The 21943-nt window shown below is 62.6% G+C and carries 20 protein-coding genes; 11 read left to right on the top strand and 9 right to left on the bottom strand.

Annotated elements, in window-relative coordinates; all coding sequences use genetic code 11:
• The first annotated feature begins 111 nt into the window (after positions 1-111).
• On the top strand, positions 112-2028 hold the full coding sequence (locus J4D99_RS19715; RefSeq protein WP_208133463.1) for an ABC-F family ATP-binding cassette domain-containing protein: 1917 nt from the start codon (positions 112-114) through the stop codon (positions 2026-2028).
• 79 nt (positions 2029-2107) lie between these two features.
• On the opposite strand, the gene J4D99_RS19710 is transcribed toward J4D99_RS19715, so the two are convergent.
• Entirely contained in the window at positions 2108-3016 is a 909-nt protein-coding gene (locus J4D99_RS19710; protein ID WP_208133462.1) for an alpha/beta hydrolase, read from the bottom strand.
• Between the two features lie 162 nt (positions 3017-3178).
• Between J4D99_RS19710 and J4D99_RS19705 the strand changes: the two genes are divergently transcribed.
• Positions 3179-4522 carry a type IX secretion system plug protein gene (locus J4D99_RS19705; RefSeq protein WP_208133461.1) on the top strand — a complete coding sequence of 448 codons (1344 nt, stop codon included), beginning with the start codon at positions 3179-3181 and terminating at the stop codon, positions 4520-4522.
• Positions 4523-4762: 240 nt separating this feature from the next.
• Complete coding sequence (locus tag J4D99_RS19700) at positions 4763-5011, top strand: hypothetical protein (RefSeq protein ID WP_208133460.1); 249 nt, start codon at positions 4763-4765, stop codon at positions 5009-5011.
• A gap of 91 nt (positions 5012-5102) precedes the next feature.
• Here J4D99_RS19700 and J4D99_RS19695 read toward each other — a convergent pair whose 3' ends face one another.
• On the bottom strand, positions 5103-5927 hold the full coding sequence (locus J4D99_RS19695; RefSeq protein WP_208133459.1) for a polyphosphate kinase 2 family protein: 825 nt from the start codon (positions 5925-5927) through the stop codon (positions 5103-5105).
• A gap of 175 nt (positions 5928-6102) precedes the next feature.
• Here J4D99_RS19695 and J4D99_RS19690 point away from each other — a divergent pair, with 175 nt between their 5' ends.
• Both J4D99_RS19690 and mutM read left to right on the top strand, forming a co-directional pair.
• The gene (locus tag J4D99_RS19690; protein WP_208133458.1) at positions 6103-7092 is read left to right on the top strand and encodes a M48 family metalloprotease; all 990 of its coding nucleotides are present in this window, start codon (positions 6103-6105) and stop codon (positions 7090-7092) included.
• 87 nt (positions 7093-7179) lie between these two features.
• Positions 7180-8004: a DNA-formamidopyrimidine glycosylase gene (gene mutM / locus J4D99_RS19685; protein WP_208133457.1), complete on the top strand. Its 825-nt coding sequence runs from the start codon at positions 7180-7182 to the stop codon at positions 8002-8004.
• A gap of 190 nt (positions 8005-8194) precedes the next feature.
• Here mutM and J4D99_RS19680 read toward each other — a convergent pair whose 3' ends face one another.
• The gene (locus J4D99_RS19680) at positions 8195-9193 is read right to left on the bottom strand and encodes an aldo/keto reductase (RefSeq protein ID WP_208133456.1); all 999 of its coding nucleotides are present in this window, start codon (positions 9191-9193) and stop codon (positions 8195-8197) included.
• 111 nt (positions 9194-9304) lie between these two features.
• Between J4D99_RS19680 and J4D99_RS19675 the strand changes: the two genes are divergently transcribed.
• Both J4D99_RS19675 and J4D99_RS19670 read left to right on the top strand, forming a co-directional pair.
• Positions 9305-9790, top strand: coding sequence for a hypothetical protein (locus J4D99_RS19675; RefSeq protein WP_208133455.1), 486 nt, complete (start codon positions 9305-9307; stop codon positions 9788-9790).
• Positions 9791-9894: 104 nt separating this feature from the next.
• Positions 9895-10575: an SCO family protein gene (locus J4D99_RS19670; RefSeq protein WP_208133454.1), complete on the top strand. Its 681-nt coding sequence runs from the start codon at positions 9895-9897 to the stop codon at positions 10573-10575.
• A gap of 12 nt (positions 10576-10587) precedes the next feature.
• Here J4D99_RS19670 and J4D99_RS19665 read toward each other — a convergent pair whose 3' ends face one another.
• Complete coding sequence (locus J4D99_RS19665) at positions 10588-11016, bottom strand: ACT domain-containing protein (RefSeq protein ID WP_236018756.1); 429 nt, start codon at positions 11014-11016, stop codon at positions 10588-10590.
• Positions 11017-11090: 74 nt separating this feature from the next.
• Here J4D99_RS19665 and J4D99_RS19660 point away from each other — a divergent pair, with 74 nt between their 5' ends.
• Positions 11091-11534, top strand: coding sequence for a c-type cytochrome (locus J4D99_RS19660; RefSeq protein ID WP_208133453.1), 444 nt, complete (start codon positions 11091-11093; stop codon positions 11532-11534).
• Positions 11535-11576: 42 nt separating this feature from the next.
• Positions 11577-12548, top strand: coding sequence for an enhanced serine sensitivity protein SseB C-terminal domain-containing protein (locus J4D99_RS19655; protein ID WP_208133452.1), 972 nt, complete (start codon positions 11577-11579; stop codon positions 12546-12548).
• A gap of 107 nt (positions 12549-12655) precedes the next feature.
• On the opposite strand, the gene J4D99_RS19650 is transcribed toward J4D99_RS19655, so the two are convergent.
• Entirely contained in the window at positions 12656-13207 is a 552-nt protein-coding gene (locus J4D99_RS19650; RefSeq protein ID WP_208133451.1) for a DUF2062 domain-containing protein, read from the bottom strand.
• Positions 13208-13340: 133 nt separating this feature from the next.
• Between J4D99_RS19650 and J4D99_RS19645 the strand changes: the two genes are divergently transcribed.
• On the top strand, positions 13341-14312 hold the full coding sequence (locus J4D99_RS19645; RefSeq protein WP_208133450.1) for a YihY/virulence factor BrkB family protein: 972 nt from the start codon (positions 13341-13343) through the stop codon (positions 14310-14312).
• A 6-nt stretch (positions 14313-14318) separates the two neighbouring features.
• Here the strand turns inward: J4D99_RS19645 and J4D99_RS19640 are convergent, their stop codons facing one another.
• Positions 14319-16490, bottom strand: a complete 2172-nt coding sequence (locus J4D99_RS19640) for a glycoside hydrolase family 43 protein (RefSeq protein WP_236018755.1) — start codon at positions 16488-16490, stop codon at positions 14319-14321.
• 224 nt (positions 16491-16714) lie between these two features.
• On the opposite strand from J4D99_RS19640, the gene J4D99_RS19635 reads away from it, so the two are divergent.
• On the top strand, positions 16715-17767 hold the full coding sequence (locus tag J4D99_RS19635) for a glycoside hydrolase family 43 protein (protein WP_309509574.1): 1053 nt from the start codon (positions 16715-16717) through the stop codon (positions 17765-17767).
• 72 nt (positions 17768-17839) lie between these two features.
• Here the strand turns inward: J4D99_RS19635 and J4D99_RS22050 are convergent, their stop codons facing one another.
• From J4D99_RS22050 to J4D99_RS19620, 3 genes are read right to left on the bottom strand one after another with little or no spacing between them, the layout of a single operon-like run.
• On the bottom strand, positions 17840-19156 hold the full coding sequence (locus J4D99_RS22050; RefSeq protein WP_208133449.1) for an NPCBM/NEW2 domain-containing protein: 1317 nt from the start codon (positions 19154-19156) through the stop codon (positions 17840-17842).
• Positions 19066-19689, bottom strand: coding sequence for an alpha-amylase family protein (locus tag J4D99_RS22045; protein WP_208133448.1), 624 nt, complete (start codon positions 19687-19689; stop codon positions 19066-19068). The genes J4D99_RS22050 and J4D99_RS22045 overlap by 91 nt, the downstream gene beginning before the upstream one ends.
• A 32-nt stretch (positions 19690-19721) precedes the next feature.
• Positions 19722-21851 (bottom strand): beta-galactosidase, encoded by a 2130-nt coding sequence (locus tag J4D99_RS19620; RefSeq protein ID WP_370551482.1) that lies wholly within the window; start codon positions 21849-21851, stop codon positions 19722-19724.
• Positions 21852-21943: the final 92 nt, after the last annotated feature.

The following is a 21943-nucleotide window of genomic DNA, read 5'->3' as shown; positions in this document are numbered from 1 at the left end:
CCTAGCTGGGCCGTACCTTTGCCCTGCCGCTTGTGTAGGGCACGCCGTTCGTTTAGCCTGCGGCCCGCACGTTCGCTTCATTCGCCATTAGTGGCCCCTGCTGGCCCCGCCATGATTTCCATTTCTGACCTCGACTTTCACTTCGGCTCGCGCACCCTCTACGACGGGGCTAGCCTGCACATCAAACCCAAGGATAAAATCGGCCTGGTGGGCCTCAACGGCACCGGCAAATCGACCTTGCTGCGCCTGCTGGTGGGCGAGTACCGCCCCGATGGCGGCTCCATCTCGATGAGCAAAGACGTGAGCCTGGGCTTCTTGAACCAGGATTTGCTGAGCTACGACTCGCACGAATCCATCCTCATCGTGGCCATGCAGGCGTTTGCCGAGGCGCTGGAATTGCAGAAGAAAATCGACGAGATTCTGCTCAAGTTTGAAACGGACTACACCGACGACCTTGTCGATAAGCTGGCCACCTTGCAGGAGCGCTTTGAGGCGCTCGGCGGCTACACCATGCAGTCGAAGGCCGAGGAAATCCTCGAAGGCCTGGGCTTCTCGACCGAAGACTTGCAGAAGCCGCTCAAGACCTTCTCGGGTGGCTGGCGCATGCGCGTGATGCTGGCCAAAATCCTGCTGCAACAGCCCTCGCTGCTGCTGCTCGACGAGCCTACCAACCACCTGGACCTACCGTCTATCAAGTGGATTGAGACCTACCTGGCCGGCTACGAGGGCGCGGTTATCATCGTGAGCCACGACCGCGAATTCCTGGACGGCACCACCAATACGACGGTAGAAGTGAGCGGCGGCAAGCTGCACCCCTACGCCGGCAACTACTCGTTTTACCAGGAAGAGAAGGTGTTGCGCACCGAGATTCAGCAGGGTGCCTACGACAACCAGCAGGCGGCCATTAAGCAGGCCGAGCGCTTTATCGAGCGCTTCAAGGCCAGCGCCAGCAAGGCCAAGCAGGCCCAGAGCCGCGTGAAGGCGCTCGACAAGCTGGAGCGCATCGAGGCCGTGGCGCCCGACGCCGCCAGGGTCAATTTCAAGTTCACGTTCTCGCAGCAGCCCGGCCGCCACATCCTGCGCATGGAGCACGTGAGCAAGAGCTACGGCGAAAAGCTCATCTTCCGCGACACCAACGTGCACATCGAGCGGGGCGATAAAATCGCGCTCATCGGGGCCAACGGCAAAGGCAAATCGACGCTGATGCGCCTCGTGGCCGGCGCCGAAACGCCCAGCGCGGGCAAGCACCAGCTGGGCCACAACGTCATCATGGCGTTCTACGCGCAGCACCAGCTCGAAAGCCTGACCGTGGAAAACGAGATTATCCAGGAGATGAACGAGGCCGGCTCGAAGCGCAACGAGATGGAATTGCGCGGCGTGCTAGGGTCGTTTTTGTTCACCGGCGACGATGTGTACAAGAAAATCAAGGTGCTGAGCGGCGGCGAAAAAAGCCGCGTGGCGCTGGCCAAAACCCTGATTTCGGAAGCCAACTTCCTGCTGCTCGACGAACCGACCAACCACCTGGACATGCAGTCGGTCAATATCCTCATTCAGGCGCTGGAGCAGTACGAAGGCACGTTTATCGTCATCAGCCACGACCGCTACTTCGTGGAGAACGTGGCCACCAAAATCTGGTTTATCGAGGATTACCAGCTCAAGGAATACCCCGGCACCTACCACGAGTACGAGCAGTGGCAGGAAGACCGCGAAAAGGCCGCCAAAAAAGCCGGCCTGCCTAGCCCCTCGGCCCCGAAGCCCGCGCCTAAACCCGCCGCCGTGGCCGAGCCTGTGCCCACGGTGAATAAAACCTCCTCGCCCGACCAGAAAAAGGCCCTGCGCGAGCTGGCCGAGGTCGAAGCCAACATCGACAAGATGGAAAAGGAGCTGGCTATTTACGAAAAGCAGCTGGCCGACCCCAAGATTTACCAGAACACCGCCCAGCTCAAGGATACAACCGTGAAGTTTGAGCAGGTAAAGAAGGAGCTAGCCAAGCTCAACGACCGCTGGGAGATGCTAGCCGAGATGTAGCCCCTGCCAGTCAAAGAAAAGCCCCGCCAGCAACTGCTGGCAGGGCTTTTCTTTGACTGGCAGGGGCTAGCGGCCGTCGTTATTTCACCTTCTTATCCAGAAAAGCAAAAATTGCTTGGTAGGCGGTGGCTAGCTCGGTCGTGCTCGGGCTGTGCTGGCCCTCGGGCACAAACAGCACCTCGTTTTTCTGCGGGTCTTGCTTGAGCAGGGCCACAAAATTTTCGAACGTGACGGGCGGCACCTGGTCGTCCTTGCCCCCTTGCCAGATAAAAAACGGCGGGTCGTTTTTGTCGAAGTAGGTTATCGGCTCGTACTTCCGGATATAGTCCTTGGGCGCGTAGTCGGTGGTTTCGGGGAAGAGCGCGACGCCGATGGCCTTCATCACTGGCACGTCGTTGCTCATAAATACCTTCTCCACTACATCGAGGCCATCTACCGGGCCGGAAAAATTAACGACGCCAGCAATATGAATTGCGGGGTCCAGCCTGGGCGAATACGCCGGGTCATTGGCGGTCACCGCTACCAGGCTGGCAATGTGCGCCCCGGCCGAAAAACCCGTCACCATTACCCGGCTCAAATCCAAGTGGTACGTGGCGTTGTTCGCCCGCAGAAAATTCAGGGCGTAGGTCAGGTCTTCCGTGGCCAGCGGCACGCCGCGCTTGATGCGGTAGTTCATATTCACCACGTTCATGCCCTTTTTGAGGTAGGGCTGAATGTAGCGCTCCTCGCGCGTCTTGTCGCTGACGTAGTAGCCGCCGCCGTGCAGAAACACTACAGTGTAGTTTTTCTGCTTGAGACGGCTAGCCGTGGGCGACAGATACAGGTCCAGGGCCTGCTCTTTGTCGGCGCCGTAGGGCACGTCCTTGGTCACCTGGTAAGAGGCCTGCACCTGCTCGGGCGTTTTGTCGGCTAGGGTGGCTAGCTGCACCGAGCACGAGCTAAAGAGTAGTGCCGCGCCTAAACTAAAGAAAAGGAGATTTTTATTCATCGAAGTAGTAGCTAGCGACGCGTCTGCGCGCCTCGCCTTGTGATAAGCTCGCTCAACGGAGCGATTGCCCACAACGACGCAGTGCCATGCAAAAGGTCGCACTACTTTTCCCTTTTTATCGGCCTTATCGCCTGCGGTGCCCTGACGCCGTACTTTCGCCTTATGCGCTTTCGCCTTCTCTCCTACCCGCTTTTGCTGCTAGCTGCCGGCTGTGTGCCGCTGGGCACGCCCATCACTAACCCCAATGCTCCTGCCAGCCAGCAGCAGAAACCGGCCGAATACTACGCCGACCGCACCCTGCGCTACCAGGATTACATCTACGACCCTAGCGTGCGCAGCGTGCAGTGCTACGTGCCTACTGGCACGGCAAATGCCATTTTAAATCCGCCCATCGTGCCCATCACCCAGGAGCAACCGGTGGTGCTGGAGTTTGACGTGCTCACCGACCGGGCACCGCGCCTCACGGCCAAGCTCATTCACTGCGACCTCAGCTGGACGCCCTCGCAGCTGACGGACATGCAGTTTCTGAATGAGATAAACGAGTTTACACTCACCAACTACGTCACCTCGGTCAATACCAAGGTGCCGTATTACCACTACACCTTGCAGGTGCCGCGCGTCAAGCTCAGCGGCAATTACCTGCTGCTGGTGCAAAACCAGGCCGGCGTACCCCTGCTGTCGCGCCGGGTGCTGGTGTACGAAAACCAGGTGGTAGCCACTATGCAGCAGGGCGTACTGGCCGGTGGCCTCGATGCCCGCTACGCCTATCAGCAAGTTAATTTCAACATCAACTACAGCGCCGTAGACCTTATAAACCCAGCCGCCGAGGTGAAGGTGGTGCTGCGCCAGAATTTTCGCTGGGACAACGCCCACTACAACCTTACGCCCACCTTCGTGCGCGACGCCGAGCGCCGGCTCGAATACCAGTACATCAACTACGAAAACGCCTTTCCGGGCCTGAGCGAGTACCGCTACTTCGATGCGCGCTCCTTGCAGGCCAACGGCCTGGGCGTGGCCAGACTTTTGCGCCAGGGCACTCCTACCCAGGTCGAGCTGCTCGAAGAAACCACGCGCAACGGCCTAGCCTACAACCAGTACGTGGATGCCAACGGCCAGCGCGTGTTCGAAAACCGCGAGTTTGGCAACGGCGCCTACAACGGCGACTACGCCCAGGTCACCTTTAATTTAAAAGCGGCACAGCCCGCGCCCGGCCCGGTCTATGTGTTCGGAGCGCTCAGCGATTGGCAGCTCAGAGACGAGTTTCGGCTAGCCTACGACTCGGTGCAGCAGCGCTACACCGGCCGGGCGCTGCTCAAGCAGGGCTACTACAACTACAGCTACGCCGTGGCACCTAAGCGGGCCGGCGCGGCGCCCGATGAAATCTACTTCGAAGGCACGCACCAGGAAACTGAAAACCAATACGACCTACTCGTCTATTACCGCCCGCCAGGCACCCGCACCGACCTGCTCATCGCCTACCAGGCCATCGACCTCAACAAGCGCTAGGGCCCCTACGCAACCCATTCAAAACCGTGCTGACCCGCAATCCGGGCGGCACGGTTTTCGCGTAAATAGGCCCTTATACGAACAATTGTTAGCCAGCCGGATTAGTAGTATTGGCAGAGTGGCGGCTAAGCAGTAACTTGCATAGCTTTCACCAATTTAGTTTCGCTTATCGAGAGATTTTACGCCTTTTTCTTTTTGCCAAAATTTTTAGCTTTTCGCTTTTTATCTGTATCTTTGGCTATGCGTAACACTCAGCTCCCGACTCCCCTGCCTGTGCAGCAATTCGCCCGCTGCATCGACGATACTGCCCGCCCCGCTGGCTACGTCGGCGACTGGCCAACGGCCGGCCGCGTGTACCCGGTGGAAGTGCGGCCCCACGTGCGTACCGGCAAGGCTCATGTGCACGTGCTCGGCTTCTACGCCGAGCGGCCCTACGGCGCCTTCGCCGCCCACCGCTTCGAGCCCGTGGCCACACTCTGGATGAACTAAGCTTGCTTTCTTAATAGACAGAAGCCCGCGCTGCCAAGCAACGCGGGCTTCTTTTTTGCCCTGGCCTGCTGACGCAGGACAGTAGGTTTAGTTACGCTATCACCTGGGCGGCTACATCGAAGGTGGCTGCCGGGGGCTGAGGGTTCATCTCGGCCAGGGCGGCTACCACTATTTCGGCCACGGCCTGGTCGCGGGCGTGCTTGTCATTGGCCGGAATGACATACCACGGGCACGCGGGCGTGGAGGTAGCCGCTAGGGCCTCCTGATACGCCACCTGGTAGGCATCCCAGAGCTGGCGCTCTTTGAGGTCGCCGGGCTCGTATTTCCAGCGCTTCTTGGGGTTGTCGAGGCGGGCTTGCAGGCGCTTGGCCTGCTCCTCTTTCGAGATGTGCAAAAAAAACTTGAGCACCCGCGTGCCGCCGTGCGTGAGCAACTGCTCAAAGTTGACAATATCCTGGTAGCGCTGCTGCCAGGTGAAGGGCTCGATGAGGCCGTGCACGCGCGTCACGAGCACGTCTTCGTAGTGCGAGCGATTGAATACCCCAATGTGGCCCCGGCCCGGCGTGTGCTGATGAATGCGCCACAAAAAATCGTGATTCAGCTCCTCAGCACTCGGCTGCTTGAAGGCGGCCACTTCTACGCCGGCCGGGTTCACGCCCGTGAGCAGGTTGCGGATGGTGCCATCCTTGCCGCCCGTGTCCATGGCCTGAAACACGAGCAGCACACTCTGGCGATGCTCGGCGTAGAGTTTCTCCTGAAGGTCGCTGAGCTGGTCGCGCAGCTCGTCGAGGCGCTTTTCCACTTTCTTTTTGTGGTCGAAGGGCGCGTTGTTGTCAGGGTCGATGTCGGCCAGGCGAAGCGGCGTGCCGGGCTGCACGCGCACGGCGGGGGTAGTAGCGGAGGTGGCTGATGCCATAGGACGAGAGTGAAAAAAACGACCGGGGCTAGCCGTTGAGTTATTAAACGAAAAAGGTGCTTCCTAACGTTGTATTATCAGCGAGGGGGCTAGCAGCCGCCCTGCCGGCAGGCTCGTTTTTTTGGCGCCGAAATTGCCTTATTCTGCTGTTCCTTTCCCGCTTTTCACCATGACTATGCTTTCCCGTTCTTTTCGCCGGCTAGCCGTTGTGCTGGGATTACCGGCCCTGCTGCTGGGCGCCGCCACGGCACCCGCAGCCGCCCAGGCCGCTCGCGCCACCGATATGCCGGCCAGCCAGGCCGAAGGCATTATCCGCGAGATTACCGACGCCGTGGGCCTGCAGCCGCGCTTCGAGCTGCGCGCTACCACCGAAGTCGATAACGCTGCCGCCGTAGTCTATGGCGGCAAGCGCTACTTGCTCTATAACCCGCGCTTTCTGGCGGCCGTGAACCGCGCCGGCCACACCGACTGGGCGGGCATCAGCATTCTGGCGCACGAAATGGGCCACCACCTCAACGGCCACACCCTGCGCGCCGGCGGTTCGCAGCCGCAGGATGAGCTGGAGGCCGATGAGTTTTCGGGCTTCGTGCTGCGGCGGCTAGGGGCCAGCCTGGCCCAGGCGCAGGCCGCGATGGCCGCTGTGTCGCCCGAGGCGGGCTCGGCCACGCACCCCGGCCGGGCGCCGCGCCTGGCGGCCATCAGCCGGGGCTGGGGCCGCGCTACGGCCCAGATTGCGGCCAGCACCAAGTCCGGCAGCGCGCAGCCTTCGGCCCAGCCGGTGGCCATTGCGCCGCGCCCGGTGCGGCAGCCCAGCTACGAGGTGGCGAGCAATAACGACAGCCGCGACGCGGCCGACGCCCTGGCGCGGGGCGCCAGCAATGGCCCCGTGCGCGTGGTGGGCCAGCTCACCTTCCGCGATAACCCCGACGTGCCCTTCTACCTCACCAGCGCCCTGAACGTGGTGCGCCTGGCCGATGAAAGCAGCACCGACGAAGACGGCGCCGTGCAAGAGGCCCAGGTGGTGGGCCACCTGCGCCGCACCGGCAACGCCGCCTTCCCCTTCATCCTCGAAGATGGCCAGCAGCGCCCGCTCTACGTGACGCCCCGTGGCGATGTCTACGATAAAGATGGCCAGCGCGTAGCCAAGCTCCACGACCCTTCGTAAGCTCCACAGTTGCTTTGGCTGACAACGGCAGGCTAGCGCAAACTGGCCTGCCGTTTTTGTTAGCTTCTCCTTTAATTTCTCCGGCTCATGCCCGAATTACCCGAAGTCGAAACCTACCGCCGCTTTATCGACGAAGTAGCCGTGGGCCAGACCATTACTGGCCTCGATGTATTTGATAAACACGTGCTGGCCGTGCCCGAAGACGAGCTGCGCGCGGCCCTGCTAGGCCGCACCATCGCGGGCACCGGCCGGCTGGGCAAAAATTGCTTTCTGGAGCTGGACAACGGCCGCTTGCTGGTGCTGCACTTCGGCATGACCGGCGACATCGGCGCCTACCGCGACGCGCCCGACGCCCCGCGTTTCACCCGCGTGGCCTGGCAGCTCGCCGACTCGGGCCTGAACCTGGCTTTTATCGACCCACGCAAGTTTGGCCGCATTCGGCTGGCTGATAGTGTCGAGGCCTACCAAAAAGCCAAAAAGCTAGGCCCCGATGCGCTGCAAATCACCCCGGCCGAGCTGCACCAGAAACTAAGCCGCCGCAAGGTACTTGTGAAACCGCTGCTGCTCGACCAGGGCCTCACCGCCGGCCTCGGCAACTGGATTGTGGACGAGGTCCTATTTCAGGCCAGCATCCACCCCGAGCGACTCGGCAACTCGCTGTCTGAGCAAGAAACTACCGCCCTCCATGCGGCCATCCAACAGGTATTGACGACGGCCATTCAGCACGAGGCCAATTATCGGCACTTCCCGAAGGAATTTCTCATTCACGCCCGCGAGTGGGACGATTCGGCCACGCCGGGAAGCGATGCGCACACCTTTTGCCCCCGGCACGCTGCGGTAAAGATTGCTAAATCGTACGTGGGCGGCCGGGCTACTTATACCTGCCCGGTGTGCCAGCCCGCGCCGGCTTAACTTATTGGTTGGCAATACAAAAACTGCACCTAGCCAATAAAAATTAAAATAGACCGTGCTGCTCATCTGGCGTCTGCCTGGCGAAGCAGCTCGCTTGCATCGTTAGGAAAGTGGCCCTAGCGGCGCGGTAGAGCTGCTTCGATAAGCAGACGCCAGATGAGCAGGACGGTCTTTATACCTATCGCCCGATTTACCGGCCCACGGCAGCCATCATGGCCTCGGGGTAGCGCTGGCCCGCGGCGGCCCCTAGCGGCAGCAGCTCATTGAGGTGGCGCAGCTCGTCGGCGGTTAAGGTTACGTTGAGGGCGCCCACGTTTTCTTCGAGGTACTTCACGCGCTTGGTGCCCGGAATGGGCGCCAGGTCATCGCCCTGGGCCAGCACCCAGGCGAGGGCTAGCTGGCTGGCCGTTACACCTTTGCTGGCGGCCAGCTCGCGCAGGTGGCTCACCAGCTTAAGGTTTTTGGCGAAGTTTTCGCCCTGAAAGCGAGGCGAGTGACGGCGGTAGTCGTCGGGCGCGAAGTCTTCAAATTTCTGAATTTCGCCGGTCAGGAAGCCCCGGCCCAGCGGCGAGTACGGCACCAGCCCAATGCCCAGCTCGCGCAGCGTGGGCAGAATTTCTACCTCCACGTCGCGGCTCCAGAGGCTGTATTCGGTTTGCAGAGCCGAGATGGGGTGCGTGGCGTGGGCCTTCCGCAGGGTTTCGGCGCCGGCCTCGCTGAGGCCCAGAAAGCGCACTTTGCCTTCTTCCACGAGGCGACTCATGGCGCCCACGGTTTCCTCAATGGGCACGCTGGGGTCTACGCGGTGCTGATAGTAGAGGTCAATGTGGTCGGTGCCCAGGCGCTTGAGGCTGCCTTCGGCCGACTGCCGTACGTATTCGGGCCGGCCGCTGATACCGCGCTTGGAGGGGTCGTTGGGGTCGCGCACGATGCCGAATTTGGTGGCGAGCACCACTTTGTGGCGGCGGGTTTTGTCTTCGCTGAAAAAGCTGCCGAGCAGCTCCTCGTTGGTGTAGGGGCCGTACATGTCGGCGGTGTCGAAGAAGCTGACGCCCAGCTCCAGGGCACGGGCCAGGGTGCGCAGGCTTTCGGCGTCGTCGCGCTGGCCGTAGAAGTCAGACATGCCCATGCAGCCGAGGCCGAGGGCCGAAACAGTGAGGCCGGAGCGGCCGAGTTGGCGGGTTTGCATTAGAATCGGTGAACAGTGAATAGTGAGCAATGAACAAGCAAGTACTCCATTGTTCACTGTTCACTGTCATCGGCTCACCATTCATTGCGCATTGCTGCCGACCTTTGCCGGATGAAAAAACTGCTGCTTTTGCCGCTGGGTGCGGCGTTTGGCTTGTTGAGTCTGGGCGTGCTGCCGGGCTGCGGCTCCCGGAATACCACCGCCTCTGCCACCCCCGAAGCCGCCTCGCCCGCCGCGCAGGCCCACGCCCTCGAAGACAGCCTGCTGGCCCACCACGAACTGGCTATGCAGCAAACCGAGCGCCTTTTTGCCCTCAAGGCCCAGCTTACGGCCGCTAAAGTGCCCGCCAGCGCGCCCATTCAGGCCAAGATGCAGACCGCCGACCGCGCCATGATGACCTGGATGCACCAGTACCAGGCCCCCGACAGCGCCGCGCCGGCCGCCCAGCGCCTGGCTTACCTGCAAGACCAGCAGAAGCAGCTCACGGCCATCGAGCAGCAGCTGCGCACCACCCTCGACTCGGCGCAGGCTACGCTAGGCCGTGCCACGGCGCCCAAGGCTGCGGCCCCCGCCCCCACCGCTGCTCAGCCCAAATAACCCACCCGGCAAGCCCGCCCCAGGCGAACGTCGGGACGCCCGACGCGGTTTAGTTGTAGGGCCGGCTGCCAGTTCATTGTTGCCTTGTTTAGCGTCTTATGTTTTTGAAATATCTGCCCCTAGCGGGCCTGCTGGCCCTGGCTGGCTGCGTCACCCCGGCCACCGACGATACCGGCATTGCCGATGTGCACATGGATACCGCCGAAGACTCCACTTCGGCTACGCTGCCCTACCTGGGTGCCCAAGGCAAAAAGCCGGTGCCCGCCTTCAGCCTGCCCGACCAGGAGGGCAAGCAGGTGTCTACTAAAAGCCTGGCAGGCAAGGTCTACGTGACCGATTTTTTCTTCGCTACCTGCCCCGGCATCTGCCCCAGAATGCAGAGCGAGCTGCTGCGCGTGTACAAGCAGTTTGCCAATAATCCGAACGTGGTATTTGTGTCGTTTACTATTGACCCCGAGCACGATACGCAGGCAGTACTGGCCGACTACGCCCGTCGGCTAGGAGTAAATGCCCCGGGCAGCACCTGGCGCTTTTTGCGCACCCCCGACCGCCCCGCCGCCTATAAGCTGGCCAACAACTACCAGGCCGCCGCCGAAACCGACCTGAAGGCTCCCGGGGGCATTGCCCATAGCGGCGCGCTAGCCCTCGTAGACGACCAGGGCTACGTGCGCGGCGCCTACGACGGCCTTAACCCCGTGGCCGTCAACACACTTATCCGGCAGCTGCCCGTGCTGCTGGCCGAGGTGCAGGCCCGGCACAGCCAGCCGGTCACGGCCGCCCGCTAGGCCCCTTCGCGCTCAGGCACTGGCCGCAAGCTGCCGCAGCACCTGCAGGGCGCGCTCGGCATCGGGGCGCGCCACAAAAAGGTGGTCGTGGTAGTAGCCAGCTACTACGTTGCAGCTGAGGCCAGCCCCGGCCAACGCCTGTGCAAAAGCCGCCGTGAGCCCTACGGCGGCCAGCGACGAGTGCACCTGCAGCGTGAGCCAGGCCGCCTCGTAGTCGTAGGGCAGGCCTAGCCTGTCGGCCGTAGCCTGCGGAAGAATGAGCGTGAGGCCTTCGGCTTCGCGGAAGGTGCCCAGCACCTCGGCCAGGGGTAGCTGATAATCGGCCGCAACGGTGCAAAAAACATAGGTCCCCTCCTGCAGCACGGGAGTCATTTGCCGCAGCAAGGTGGGCAGGTTGGTTTCGCCGCTCATAAGGTAGTGGGGGCTAGCGTGAGTGGACAAAGTACGGCCGGCCCGGCTTGCCACCTCACGCCCTGAGCGGCTCAAACCTCGGCCCCGACTTTATTTTGCTTTTCATGACTGCTTCTTCCCTTGGCCGCTGCCTGGCGGCGCTGCTGCTACCCACTTTGCTGACCTTACCGAGTTGCTTTACCAACAAGCAGCATCAGGGCGAGCGGTTGTATGTGCAGCACTGCTCGGGCTGCCACGGCGAGCAGGGCCAGGGCATCGGGCAGCTGATACCGCCGCTGGCCGGCTCCGATTACCTGGCCCAGCACCCTGGCCAGCTCGCCTGCATTGTGCGCTATGGCCTGAATGGGCCCATCGTGGTAAATGGCGTGAGCTACAACCAGCTCATGCTAGGCGTGCAAGACACGACCACGCACCACCAGCTCTCGCCGGCGCAGGTCACCAATCTGCTTAACTTTATTGAAGGGCACTGGGGCAACCACCCCGGCCCAGGCGGCCTGCGCACCATAGCCGGCACCGAAGCCGAACTACGGGCCTGTGCCGTGCGCTAGCCTACCTTTACCTTTGCTTATCACGCTAATTTTTCCCTTGCGATGGGTCTCTTCGACTTTCTAAAAAAACCTGAATCGGCCCCGGCCACCCCTCCCACCCCGGCGCCCAACGCCCCCGCGGCCGACGACGCGGCCGCTGCGGCGCCTAAAAGCGGCCCCCGCTACCAGGGCTCCAAGTACGTAGCCCCGGCCGAGCCGACGCCCCAAATTCCGCCTATGCCCCCCATGCCGCAGGGCCAGGGCCCGCTAGCCCCCCCGCCGGCTCCCGAGTTTCCGTTTGAGCCCCAAAACGTGCTTGAGCACTTGCTGCTGCTAGCCCCCATTGATGAGAATGCCCGCCCGGCCTTCTACCAGGCGCTGCTGCAGGAGAATATCCTGATGGTGCTGGCCCCCGACGAAACCGTCGGCACCGGCCAGGTAGAGCTCACCGAAGGCCAGCAGATTCAGCTGCAAGTGCTGCAAGACGGCCGCCTGCCCATCTTCACCTCCGAGGCGCGCCTCAGCGATGGCGGCATGGATGCCAGCACCATCGCCTGGACGCCCATTCCGGGCCAGGCGTTTTTTGCCATGACCCAGGGCCAGGACTGCGTGCTGAACCCCTTCTCGCCGGCCGGCAAGCTGCTGCCCGCCGCCGAAATCACGGCCCTGCTCACGGGCCAGCTCACCCAGGGCGGCGGCATGCCCGCCGATGCCCAGGTGACCCTGAGCGCCCCCGAGCTGCCCGAGGGCCTGGCCGAGTCGCTAGCCCAGTTTGGGGCCGACAACGCTGATATCAAGGCCATCTACGTGGCGCAGATGCAGCTGGTGGGCGACGACAGCCAGCCGCCGCGCCTGCTGCTGGGCTTCGACACCGTAAGCCACGACCCCGAGTTTATGCAGCAGCTCGGCCCCGCGCTGGAAGGCCGCACCGGCACGTTCCAGCACGTTGATTTGATGTTGCTCGACCTGACTTCGGACCAGGGCGTGAACCCCTACTTCCAGCAGCCCGAGGTGACCCCGGTTTACACGGCGTAGCTACACCCACGGCTAGCAATAGCTACCAAAAAGCCCGCCCTGCTTAGCTAAGCAGGGCGGGCTTTTGTTTGTAGGCAGCGAGCTGCTTTTCTGTGCAACCGGCGTGTTTAAGTTACCACGACAACTTCCTCTTCCTCCTGGCGCTTAATGAATTTGCGAAACAACGGCCGCAGGCCCACATAGAGGCCTAGCACCACTGGCACCGAGGCCACGGCCCAAATCATAAGGGCACCCAGCTCGGCCCGCCACAGCAGGTGCAGCACGTGGCCCCAGCCATCGCTTTTCACCATGTGCTTGATTTGGGCCATGCTCAGGTGCGCCACTTCGCGGCCCTGACCGAGCAGGGTGGCGCCCCAGCGCAGAAAAGGCAGCAGCAGAATGAGCTGCAACGGGCTCAGCACGTGGCACACGAGCTGCATGGCCGCCACGTTGAGCTTGAGGCGCAAAGCCACGGCCGTGCTCACTAGCGTGGTGATGCCAAAGGTGGGGGCTAGCCCGAAGGCCACGCCCAGACCGGCCGTGAGGGCCAGGCGGCCCGGCGCCAGGCCGGCCTTGAGCAAGCTTAGAAATGGGTCGACCAGCCGGCGCTGAATCCAGGTGCGGGGCGGGGGCTCGGGCAGAGCCCGCACCCCAGTAGCGGAGATGGAAGTGATAGTCATGCGTAACTAGCCGCGGGGAGTTCGTGTTAGTAGCGCGCCCGGCTGCCGGGCGGGCAGTGGGCCGGGCTACCAGGCGGCCGCCCTTTGTACCCCGCTGGGCGCAAAATGTTGTCGCCCCGGCGTTAAGTTTCTCATGGCTAAGGTTTCATCTTCTGTTCCGTTGCCCGCGCCGCGTCGCCTCCCGTGGTGGGTCGAGCTGTGGCTGCTGGCGCGCCGCGCCGCCCGCGAGCTCGGCGCCAACGACCCACTGCGGCTAGGGGCGGCCACGGCGTTCTTTACCTCGTTTGCGCTGCCGCCCATTCTCATCATCCTGGTGCAGCTGCTGGGCTCGCTATACTCGGCCCGGGGCGCCCGCATGATGCTGCTCACCAAGCTCGGCGAGGTTATCGGCAGCACCGCCACCGGCTTGGTGGCCCAGACGGTGCACAACGTGGCCCACGCCGGCCGCAACCGGCTCCTTACCTGGCTAGGGTTCGGGTTCCTGGTATTTATTGCCACTACCCTATTTACTGTTATTCAGCACTCGCTCAATCAATTGTGGCACGTACGGCCCCGCCGCCAAACCAGCCAGGTGTCGGTGGCGCTGCGCGAGCGAGTGCGCTCGGCGGGCGTGCTGCTGGCCACGGCCGGGCTGTCGGTACTGGCTTTTTCGGCCGATGCGGCCCTGGCGCTCTTTGCCGATTTCGTGTCGGATTTCGACGTCACGTTTGCCTTTTACGTCATTTGGGTGCTCAATTTTTTGGTGAGCCTGCTCATTCTAGCAGCGTGGTGCGGCTTTGTGTTTCGCACCCTGAGCGCGGCCAAAGTGCCCTGGCGGGCGGTGCGGCGCGGGGCGCTGCTCACGGCCGTGCTCATTGAGCTGGGCGAGCGCGTGCTGGGCCAGCTGCTGGTGGGGCGCGACCTGGGCCCCATCTACGGCCCGGCCGCCAGCTCGGTACTGGTGCTGCTGTTTGTGTTCTACTCGGCCATGATATTCTACTTCGGCGCGGCCTTTACCTGGGCCTACGCCCACCACGTGGGACTCGACATCCGGCCCAAGAAAACGGCCGTGCGCTACCGCCTGGTGGATGTAAACGACGAGGCCAGGACGCACCCTCCGCACTAGGCCGGGCTAGGGCAGCTGCACCGGCGCAATGCCGGCCTGCGTAGGTACCACCAGCCGGATACTGCCGTCGGCGTTGAACTCAAGCCGGTCGAGGCACACCTCGCGGTGAAAGCCGGGGCCTTTCATCGTGATGCCCTGCGGGTAGGTGAAGCGGTGATAGACGATGTACCACTCGTCGCGCCCCGGCACCTGAATGACCGAGTTGTGGCCCGTGCCGTAGATACCGGCTGCCGGCTCTTTGCTGATTACCAAGTTATTGCTTGGTATCGTGATGGGGCCTAGCGGCGAGGTGGCCGTGCCGTAGCGCACCCGGTAGTTGGGGCTGCCGGTGTCGTCTTCGCTCCACAAGAAGTAGTAGGTGCCCTTACGGAAGAACACGTAGGCGCCCTCACGAAACGTAGCGTCGGGCGTGAGCACCCGCGTGGAGCCAGGCTTGAGGCTAGTAAGGTCGTCGGCCAGCTCGGCGCCGGCCATGTAGCCATTGCCCCAGTAGAGGTAGTTTTTGCCGCTCTGCGGGTCGTGGAAGGCCGCCGGGTCAATCTGCTGTCCGCCCTTCACACCCTCAGGTAATTTATTGAGCAGGGGCTGGCCCGAATCGGTAAACGGCCCGGTGGGCGAGTTGCCTAGCGCCACGCCGATTTTGGCGCCCGCGCAGAAGTAGAAGGCGTAGCGAGTGGCCCCGCCGGGGGCGGTTTGGGCTAGCATGGTAGGCGCCCAGGCGCGCGTCTTTTCCCAGCTCACTTGCTTGGGCAGGTCCAGAATCACACCCTCGTCGCGCCAGTGCACGAGGTCGGGCGAGGAAAAGGCCTTGAAATACGTGCCCGACCAGCCATTGAAGCCGTCGCTGGTTGGGTAGAGGTAAAAGCGCTTGGCCTGCGGCACGTACAGGATGTCGGGGTCGGCATAATAGCCGGTCAGGGCGGGGTTGTGGTAGTCGTGCACGGCCACGGCAAACGTCTGCGTGCGGCTGCCCACGGCCACGGTGTAGCGCACGGGCCCCTTACTGAAGTCTTGGGGGCCGACGGGCGATACGCACACGCCGGGCAACGCTGCCAAGCCGGGGTCGAAGGAGGCTAGCCGGGTGCCTGGCACGGCCAGAAACGTAGCCGTGTGGGCCACCGTGTCGACTACCGTATTGTTGGGCCGCAGGGCGGGGTTGTTGGCGGTGGGCAGCACGGCGGCGGGGGCTAGCCAGCGGGCGGCCAGCCGGGCGCCCTCGGCCGCCGTGATGGGCAGCACCGTGCCGTGACGCGGGTGAAAATTCATTTGCACGTCCTGGTCGACTACCGTGAAGTGCTCCAGGTCGCGGGTGCGCGTAAACTGGTAGCGGCCCGAGGTGTACATGTCGTACATCAGGATGTAATCGGGCGAGTTGTTGAGCTTAAACGTGCCGGCGCCTTCCACCGGGCTAGCAGTTTGCTGCACGTACTTGTCGCGCAGCACGTAGCCGCTGGTCAGCTTGTCCGACACGGCCACCTTGATGCCGTTGCCATTGCCTTCCGTCTTGAAAAACAGGTAGTACTTACCGTCCTTGGCCACGATGTCGCCATCGATGCACGAGCCATTGGTGGGCGAAAAAAACAGCTGCTTGGGCTCGCCTTCGAGGTCGGTAAAGTCCTTGTTGGCGTAGGCGTAGTAGATTTTATCGGGCTCCGAGCCGTATTGCAGCGAGAAATACACCATATATTTCTTCGCTACCGGGTCGTAGATGGTCTGCGGCGCCCACACCCGCTTTAGGTCGTCCTGCTTGGCGTAGCGCTCCGGGAAGTGAATGGCCTTGGAGGTCCAGTGTACCAGGTCGGTCGACTTGAGCAGCACCAGCCCGCGGTTGGAGCTCCAGCCCTGGGCCGATACCATATCGGTAGCGGTCATGTAAAACGTCTTGCCATCGGCGCCGCGCAAAATGTGCGGGTCGCGCACGCCGCCCGTCCGGCTGATAGCCGCCGAGCTGATAACCGGCCGGTCACCGTTCAGGGCCGTGAAGTGGTAGCCATCGGGGCTCAGCGCAAAGCGGATAGCTTCTTCGGCCTTGGCGTTGCCGGTGAAATACACAAACAAATAGGCACTGGGAGCAGGCGGGGCCGCCATCGCCACCTGGGCCAGCAGGCTCAGCAGCAGCGCCCCAACGATGCGCCACTTACTGTTGGCTAAGCTTTTTGAAAGACGCGGGAGCTTCATTTAGATGTAGAGTTGAACTAAGCGCCGCCGGAAGGCAAACCGCTAGGTGGTTAGTAGCAGGTCACAAATAAACACAATCGTTTGTGTACTTTGCACGCCGATTGAAGTTTATCCTGGCTAATCAGCCATTTAGTGCCCGACCTGGCTGCGCCAGCAAGGGAGCACTTTTCCTTATCACTAGCGCAGCCGCTCGTCTTCCTACTCATTTTTCTCCTCCCCTCAACGTGCGTTCTTCTAACCCTTTGGGCTTTGTGCCTACGCAGCTGCTAGGCCTGCTGCTCGCCGCCAGCCCGGTGCTGGCCCAGGCGCCGGCCGGTGCCGGCAACCCCGACCAGCCCGTGTCCGTGGCAGCCCCTACCTCGCTGCCGGTGTATGGCAACCCCATCATCCGCGACAAGTACACGGCCGACCCGGCGGCGCTGGTGCACCAAGGCACGGTGTACCTCTACACCGGCCACGACGACCCGCCGCCCGGCAAAGAGTGGTACTTTATGAAGGAGTGGCTCTGTTATTCCAGCACCGATATGGTGCACTGGACCGAGCACCCTTCGCCGCTCAACGTGCAGGCCTTTGCTTGGGCCAAGGCCGACGCCTGGGCCTCGCAGGTAATTGAGCGGGGCGGCAAGTTTTACTGGTACGCGGCCGTGGAGCATGGCACTATCGGTGGCAAGGCCATTGGCGTGGCCGTGAGCGACAGCCCCACCGGCCCGTTTAAGGACGCCAGGGGCTCGGCCCTCATTACCAACGACATGACCAAGGCCACCGGCATCGGCTGGGATGATATTGACCCTACGGTATATCTAGATGACAAGGGGCAGGCTTACCTCTACTGGGGCAACACCGTGTGCTACTGGGCCAAGCTCAAGCCCAACATGACGGAGCTCGACGGCCCCATCCACCCCATCACCACGCTGCCGCGCTACACCGAGGCGCCCTGGCTGCACAAGCGCCAAGGCTGGTACTACCTGAGCTACGCCACCGGGTTTCCCGAAAAAATTGCCTACGCCATGAGCCGCAGCCTCGAGGGCCCCTGGGAATACAAGGGACTGCTGAATGAGGTGGCCGGCAACTCGAACACCAACCACCAGAGCATCATTGAGTTTAAGAGCCAGTGGTATTTCATTTACCACAACGGTGCTCTCAATACCCACGGCAGCAGCTTCCACCGCTCGGTGTGCATCGACAAGCTGTTTTACAATAAAGACAACACCCTGCGCCGCGTGCAAATGACCACCGAGGGCGTGGTGCCCGCCGGCCTGGCCACGCCCGGCAAGTAGTCTAGACGAAAAAGAGTGGGCCCGCCAGTTAGAAAAATACCCGGCGGCCCCACTCTTTTTCGTGTCAAAAACCTAGCGGCGACTAGCCCCGCGGGGCGGCGAAATGCGGTAGAGCACGGCGCCGTGGCGGCGCACGTAGGGCGCCAGGGTGCTGCCGGCCGGGCCTAGCGACCGGCCGCTCCACAGGTCTTGCACGGTGCTGCCGGCGGGTAGGCCCAGGTCGGCCATCGACACGGGCACTTGCACCGAATCGGCTGGGGCGGGCAGCAAGGGGCTAGTCGTATACACCAGAAATTGTAAGGTACCACCGGTATTCTGGCCAGCGGCGGCCTCGTCGAGGCCCACTGTGGCCCGGAAGCGGGTGGCGCCGGTCGGCAGTGCGTAGGTCAGCACCGAATTGGCGTGGGTGCCGATGCCGGCCGCATAGGTTTGGCCAGCCACGCGCAGCGCGCCGCCGCTCACGCTCTTGTTTACCGTGGCCTGGCCCCAGCCTGCGGTGGCGCTTTGCCAGGGCAGGTCAGTCAGGCTCTTGGTCGTCGTTGGCCCAAAGGCTAGGGTCGGGTTCAGCCAGTCGGCGTGGTCCCAGGCCGAGCCGTCGCCGCCGTCACGCACCACCAGGTACAGCTTCTGGGCGCCGGTGATGTCCACATCGAGCGTGGCCTGGGGCTGCTGCCGGCTGAGCACCGGGCTAGCCCCAGCCGCCGCGCTGGCGGGGGCAGGCTGCTGGTCCTGGGCGTTGAAGACGGCCAGGTACTTGGCGCCGGTGGCGGGGTCGTCGGCCGTCCAGGCCACCAGGTCGCCGCGCCGCCACAGCTGGCGGCCGTGGGTGCTGTGCTGGTTCACGGCCAGCACCCGCGGGTTGGTGAGCAGCGCCAGCGTAGCGGCGTCGTTGCTGGGCAGGTCGCCGCCAAACATTAGCGGCGAACGGAATACACTCCACAACGTCATCAGCGTGCGCTGCTCGTCTTTGGTAAAGCGCGTGGGGCGGTCGTCACCGCGCTCGGCCCGGATGCCCAGGCGGCCGAGCGGCAGCATGTCGGCATCGGGCCAGGCGCCGGACATGGTGTAGGGGCTCCAGCGGTTGCAGACCTCGAAATGCTCTTTCAGCTGCTCCCAGCTATCCCAAAAATCGCCCACGGTGCGCCACATATTGGCGTGCTGCTGGGCGTGGCGGGCATCGGCAATCGGCGTTTCGCCCGGCGACATGCTAAGCACGATTTTGCGCCCCGTGCGGTCAATAGCCTTGCGAATCAGCTCTATCTCGGCCGCGTGGTAGGGCTCCGAGAGGTCGTCTATCTTCACAAAATCGAGCCCCCAGCTGGCGTACAGCTCAAACAGCGAGTTGTAATACTCCTGCGCGCCCGGGCGGTCGGCCACCACCGTGTACATGTCGTGCAGCCAGCGGCACTGCCCTCTTTGGTATAAATGTCGGCCGCCGTGAGTTGGGTACCCTTGATGGGCAGGCGGCGCTGCACCGCCTGCACCGGCACCCCACGCATAATGTGAATGCCAAACTTCAGCCCCTGGCGATGCAGATAATCGGCCAGCGGCTTGAAGCCCTGCCCGCCCGCCGCCGAGGGAAAGCGGTTGGGTGCGGGTACGAAGCGGCCGTACTGGTCGAGGTTCCAGTCGGGGTCTTTTTCGTTGTAGCCGTGGGCAGTGTCGTTGCCCACGTACCAGCGGATATCGACCACCACGTATTCCCAGCCGCTGGCCTTCAGGTGCTTGGCCATGTAGTCGGCGTTGGCCTTCACCTCGGCCTCGGTCACGGTGGGGCCGTAGCAGTCCCAGCTGTTCCAGCCCATCGGGGGCGTGGCGGCCCACTGGTGGAAGTCGGTTTTTGGGGCGGGGCGCTGGGCCAGGGCTAGGCCCGGCAGTAGGCCGAGGCACACAAGCGGCAGTATCTTTTTGGCTATCAACATACTAAATTTCTAAAAACAGTGAACCACTAGCCCTATTCCTCCTCCACAATGGCAAAGCCCCAGGCCGGCAGGCGCAACTCGGTGCCTGCGGCCAGGCTGCGGCCAGCCAGCAGCTCGGTGCCCTTGCGGTGCGGATAGCGTAGCGCCTGGGGCTGAGCCGAGTAGTTGAAGTAGTAGTGCAGCAGGTGGCCGCGCTGGTTGGTCCCGGCCTTGGTGATGAGTGGAAACGTGAGCTGCTGGTCGGGGCCCCAGAGGCCGGCTTTGCGCACGGCATCGGCCAGCACTGTGCGAGTTAGGGCGGGTGTGAGTCGGCACCCAATGTAGGTGGCCAGGCCCTGGCCGTACTGGTTTTCGGTGATGGCGGCGTACTGCCCCCAGGCCGGGTGGTCGTAGCGAGCCAGCACCTTAGCCGTGGTGGGGGTGAGCAGTTCCATCCAGTTCTCTATTTTGCCCGCGCCCTCCCCTAGCTGGAAATAATCGCTCTTCAGCACCACGTTGCGCGGCTCCGTAAACTCGTCGTAGCGCACGCCACAGGCCTCGGCAAGCAGGCCCGGCTGGGTAGTGGTGCGCACCTTATCGTCTTGGTTAGCAAAGCCACTCTTGTAGGTGTACACCACGTGCCCACCGCGCCGCACGTAGGCGTTGAGGCGGCGCAGCAGGCTGTCGGGGGCGGCGTACAGGGCGGGCACCACCAGCAGCTTGTATTGCTCCAGGCGGGGGCTAGTGGGGTCTACAAAATCCACGCTTACGTTCAGCTTATACAGCTCGTCGTAGAGCTGGCGCAGCACGCCGTTGTAGCTGCGCCCCGGCCCCCCGCCCGGCCCAAAGGCATTGAAACCGGTCAGCGCGTCGTTGCTGAACAACACGGCCACCTGGTTTTTCTTTTGCAAATGCAGCAGGTGCGGCCCCAGGCGCTGCATGTCGGCCCCAATGGTTTTGACCTCGTCATAAATGGCATTGGGCTGCAAATCGTGACTAAGCACGCCTTTCCAATACGTCTCGGCCGAGTTGTGAATGCTGCTCCAGTGCCAGTATTCCACCATATCGGCCCCTGAAGCGAGGTGGCTGAAAGCCTGCAGCCGCAGCTGCCCAGGATAGGGCGTCCACTGCGGAAACCCCTGCGCCTCGGTTTCCAGTACCAGGTAGTTTTGCCCGCACTTCATACCGCGCGCCACGTCGCCGCCAAACGAGATTTCCAGCCCCGTCAACTCGTCCTGGCTAGGGTGGTAGATATCGCAGCCCGCCACGTCGAGCGCCCGCGCCGCCGCAAAGTGGTTGACCTCGGGCTGAATGCCGTAGGTGTGGCCCCACCAGTCAAAATCGAAGTTTTGGGTAATAAACTGGCCCGGCTTCTTGTATTCGCGCACAATGGCGGCCTGCCAGGCCAGAAAGTCGGTGACGAGCTGCCGCTGAAAGCGGGCAAACTCGCCGTTGAGGCTGGCATTGATGCTGCCGTTTACCGACGGAAAATCGGCCCAGGAATTGATGCGGTTGCTCCAATAGTTGAGGCCCAGCGCCCGGTTCAGGCTATCGAGGCTGGGGTAGCGCCGCTGCATGTAGGCCACAAACTGCGCCTGCACATGGGGGCCGCTGGTACCGTAGGCCTTCGTTTCATTATCGACCTGGTAGCCAATAATAGCCGGGTGGTCTTTCACGTGCTCCAGCAGCTTTCGGATGACCTTTTCCGAGCGCTCGCGGTAGTGCTCGTTGGTAATATCCATGTTCTGGCGGGCGCCATACTGGTTTGGCCCCCGGCTGGTGATGGCCAGCACATCGGGGTGCTGGCGGGCTAGCCAAGTGGGCACGGCATAGGTGGGCGTGCCGATAATAACCCCGATACCCGCCCTGTGCATGGCCGCCAGCACCCGGTCAATGTGATGAAAGTCATATACATCGGGTTGCGGCTCCAGGGTGCCCCAGGTCGATTCGGCAATGCGCACCACATTGATACCAGCCGCCTTCATCATTGACACGTCCCGGTCGAGGCGGTCGTAGGGCATATACTCGTCGTAGTACGCTACGCCGTACAGAATCTTCTCAGTTTTGAAGGGCCGGGCTTGCCCCCAGGCCAGTTGGCCACTGCTGGCTAGCAGCAGCACAGCTGCCGCTAGCCAGCGCCCAGCAGTACCGCAAGCACCATACATACGGTTTATAGGATTCACTCGTCGTGAGCTAGGCGACTTTGTCATGGTACCGCGCGTAAGGATGCCCGTAAGAAATTGACTTAGTGACTGGTCAACTATCTAAGTTATTA

It is taken from the genome of Hymenobacter sp. BT559 (genome assembly GCF_017571525.1).
GTDB classification, from domain to species: domain Bacteria; phylum Bacteroidota; class Bacteroidia; order Cytophagales; family Hymenobacteraceae; genus Hymenobacter; species Hymenobacter ginsengisoli.
This window is presented reverse-complemented; position numbering and strand designations above follow the sequence as displayed.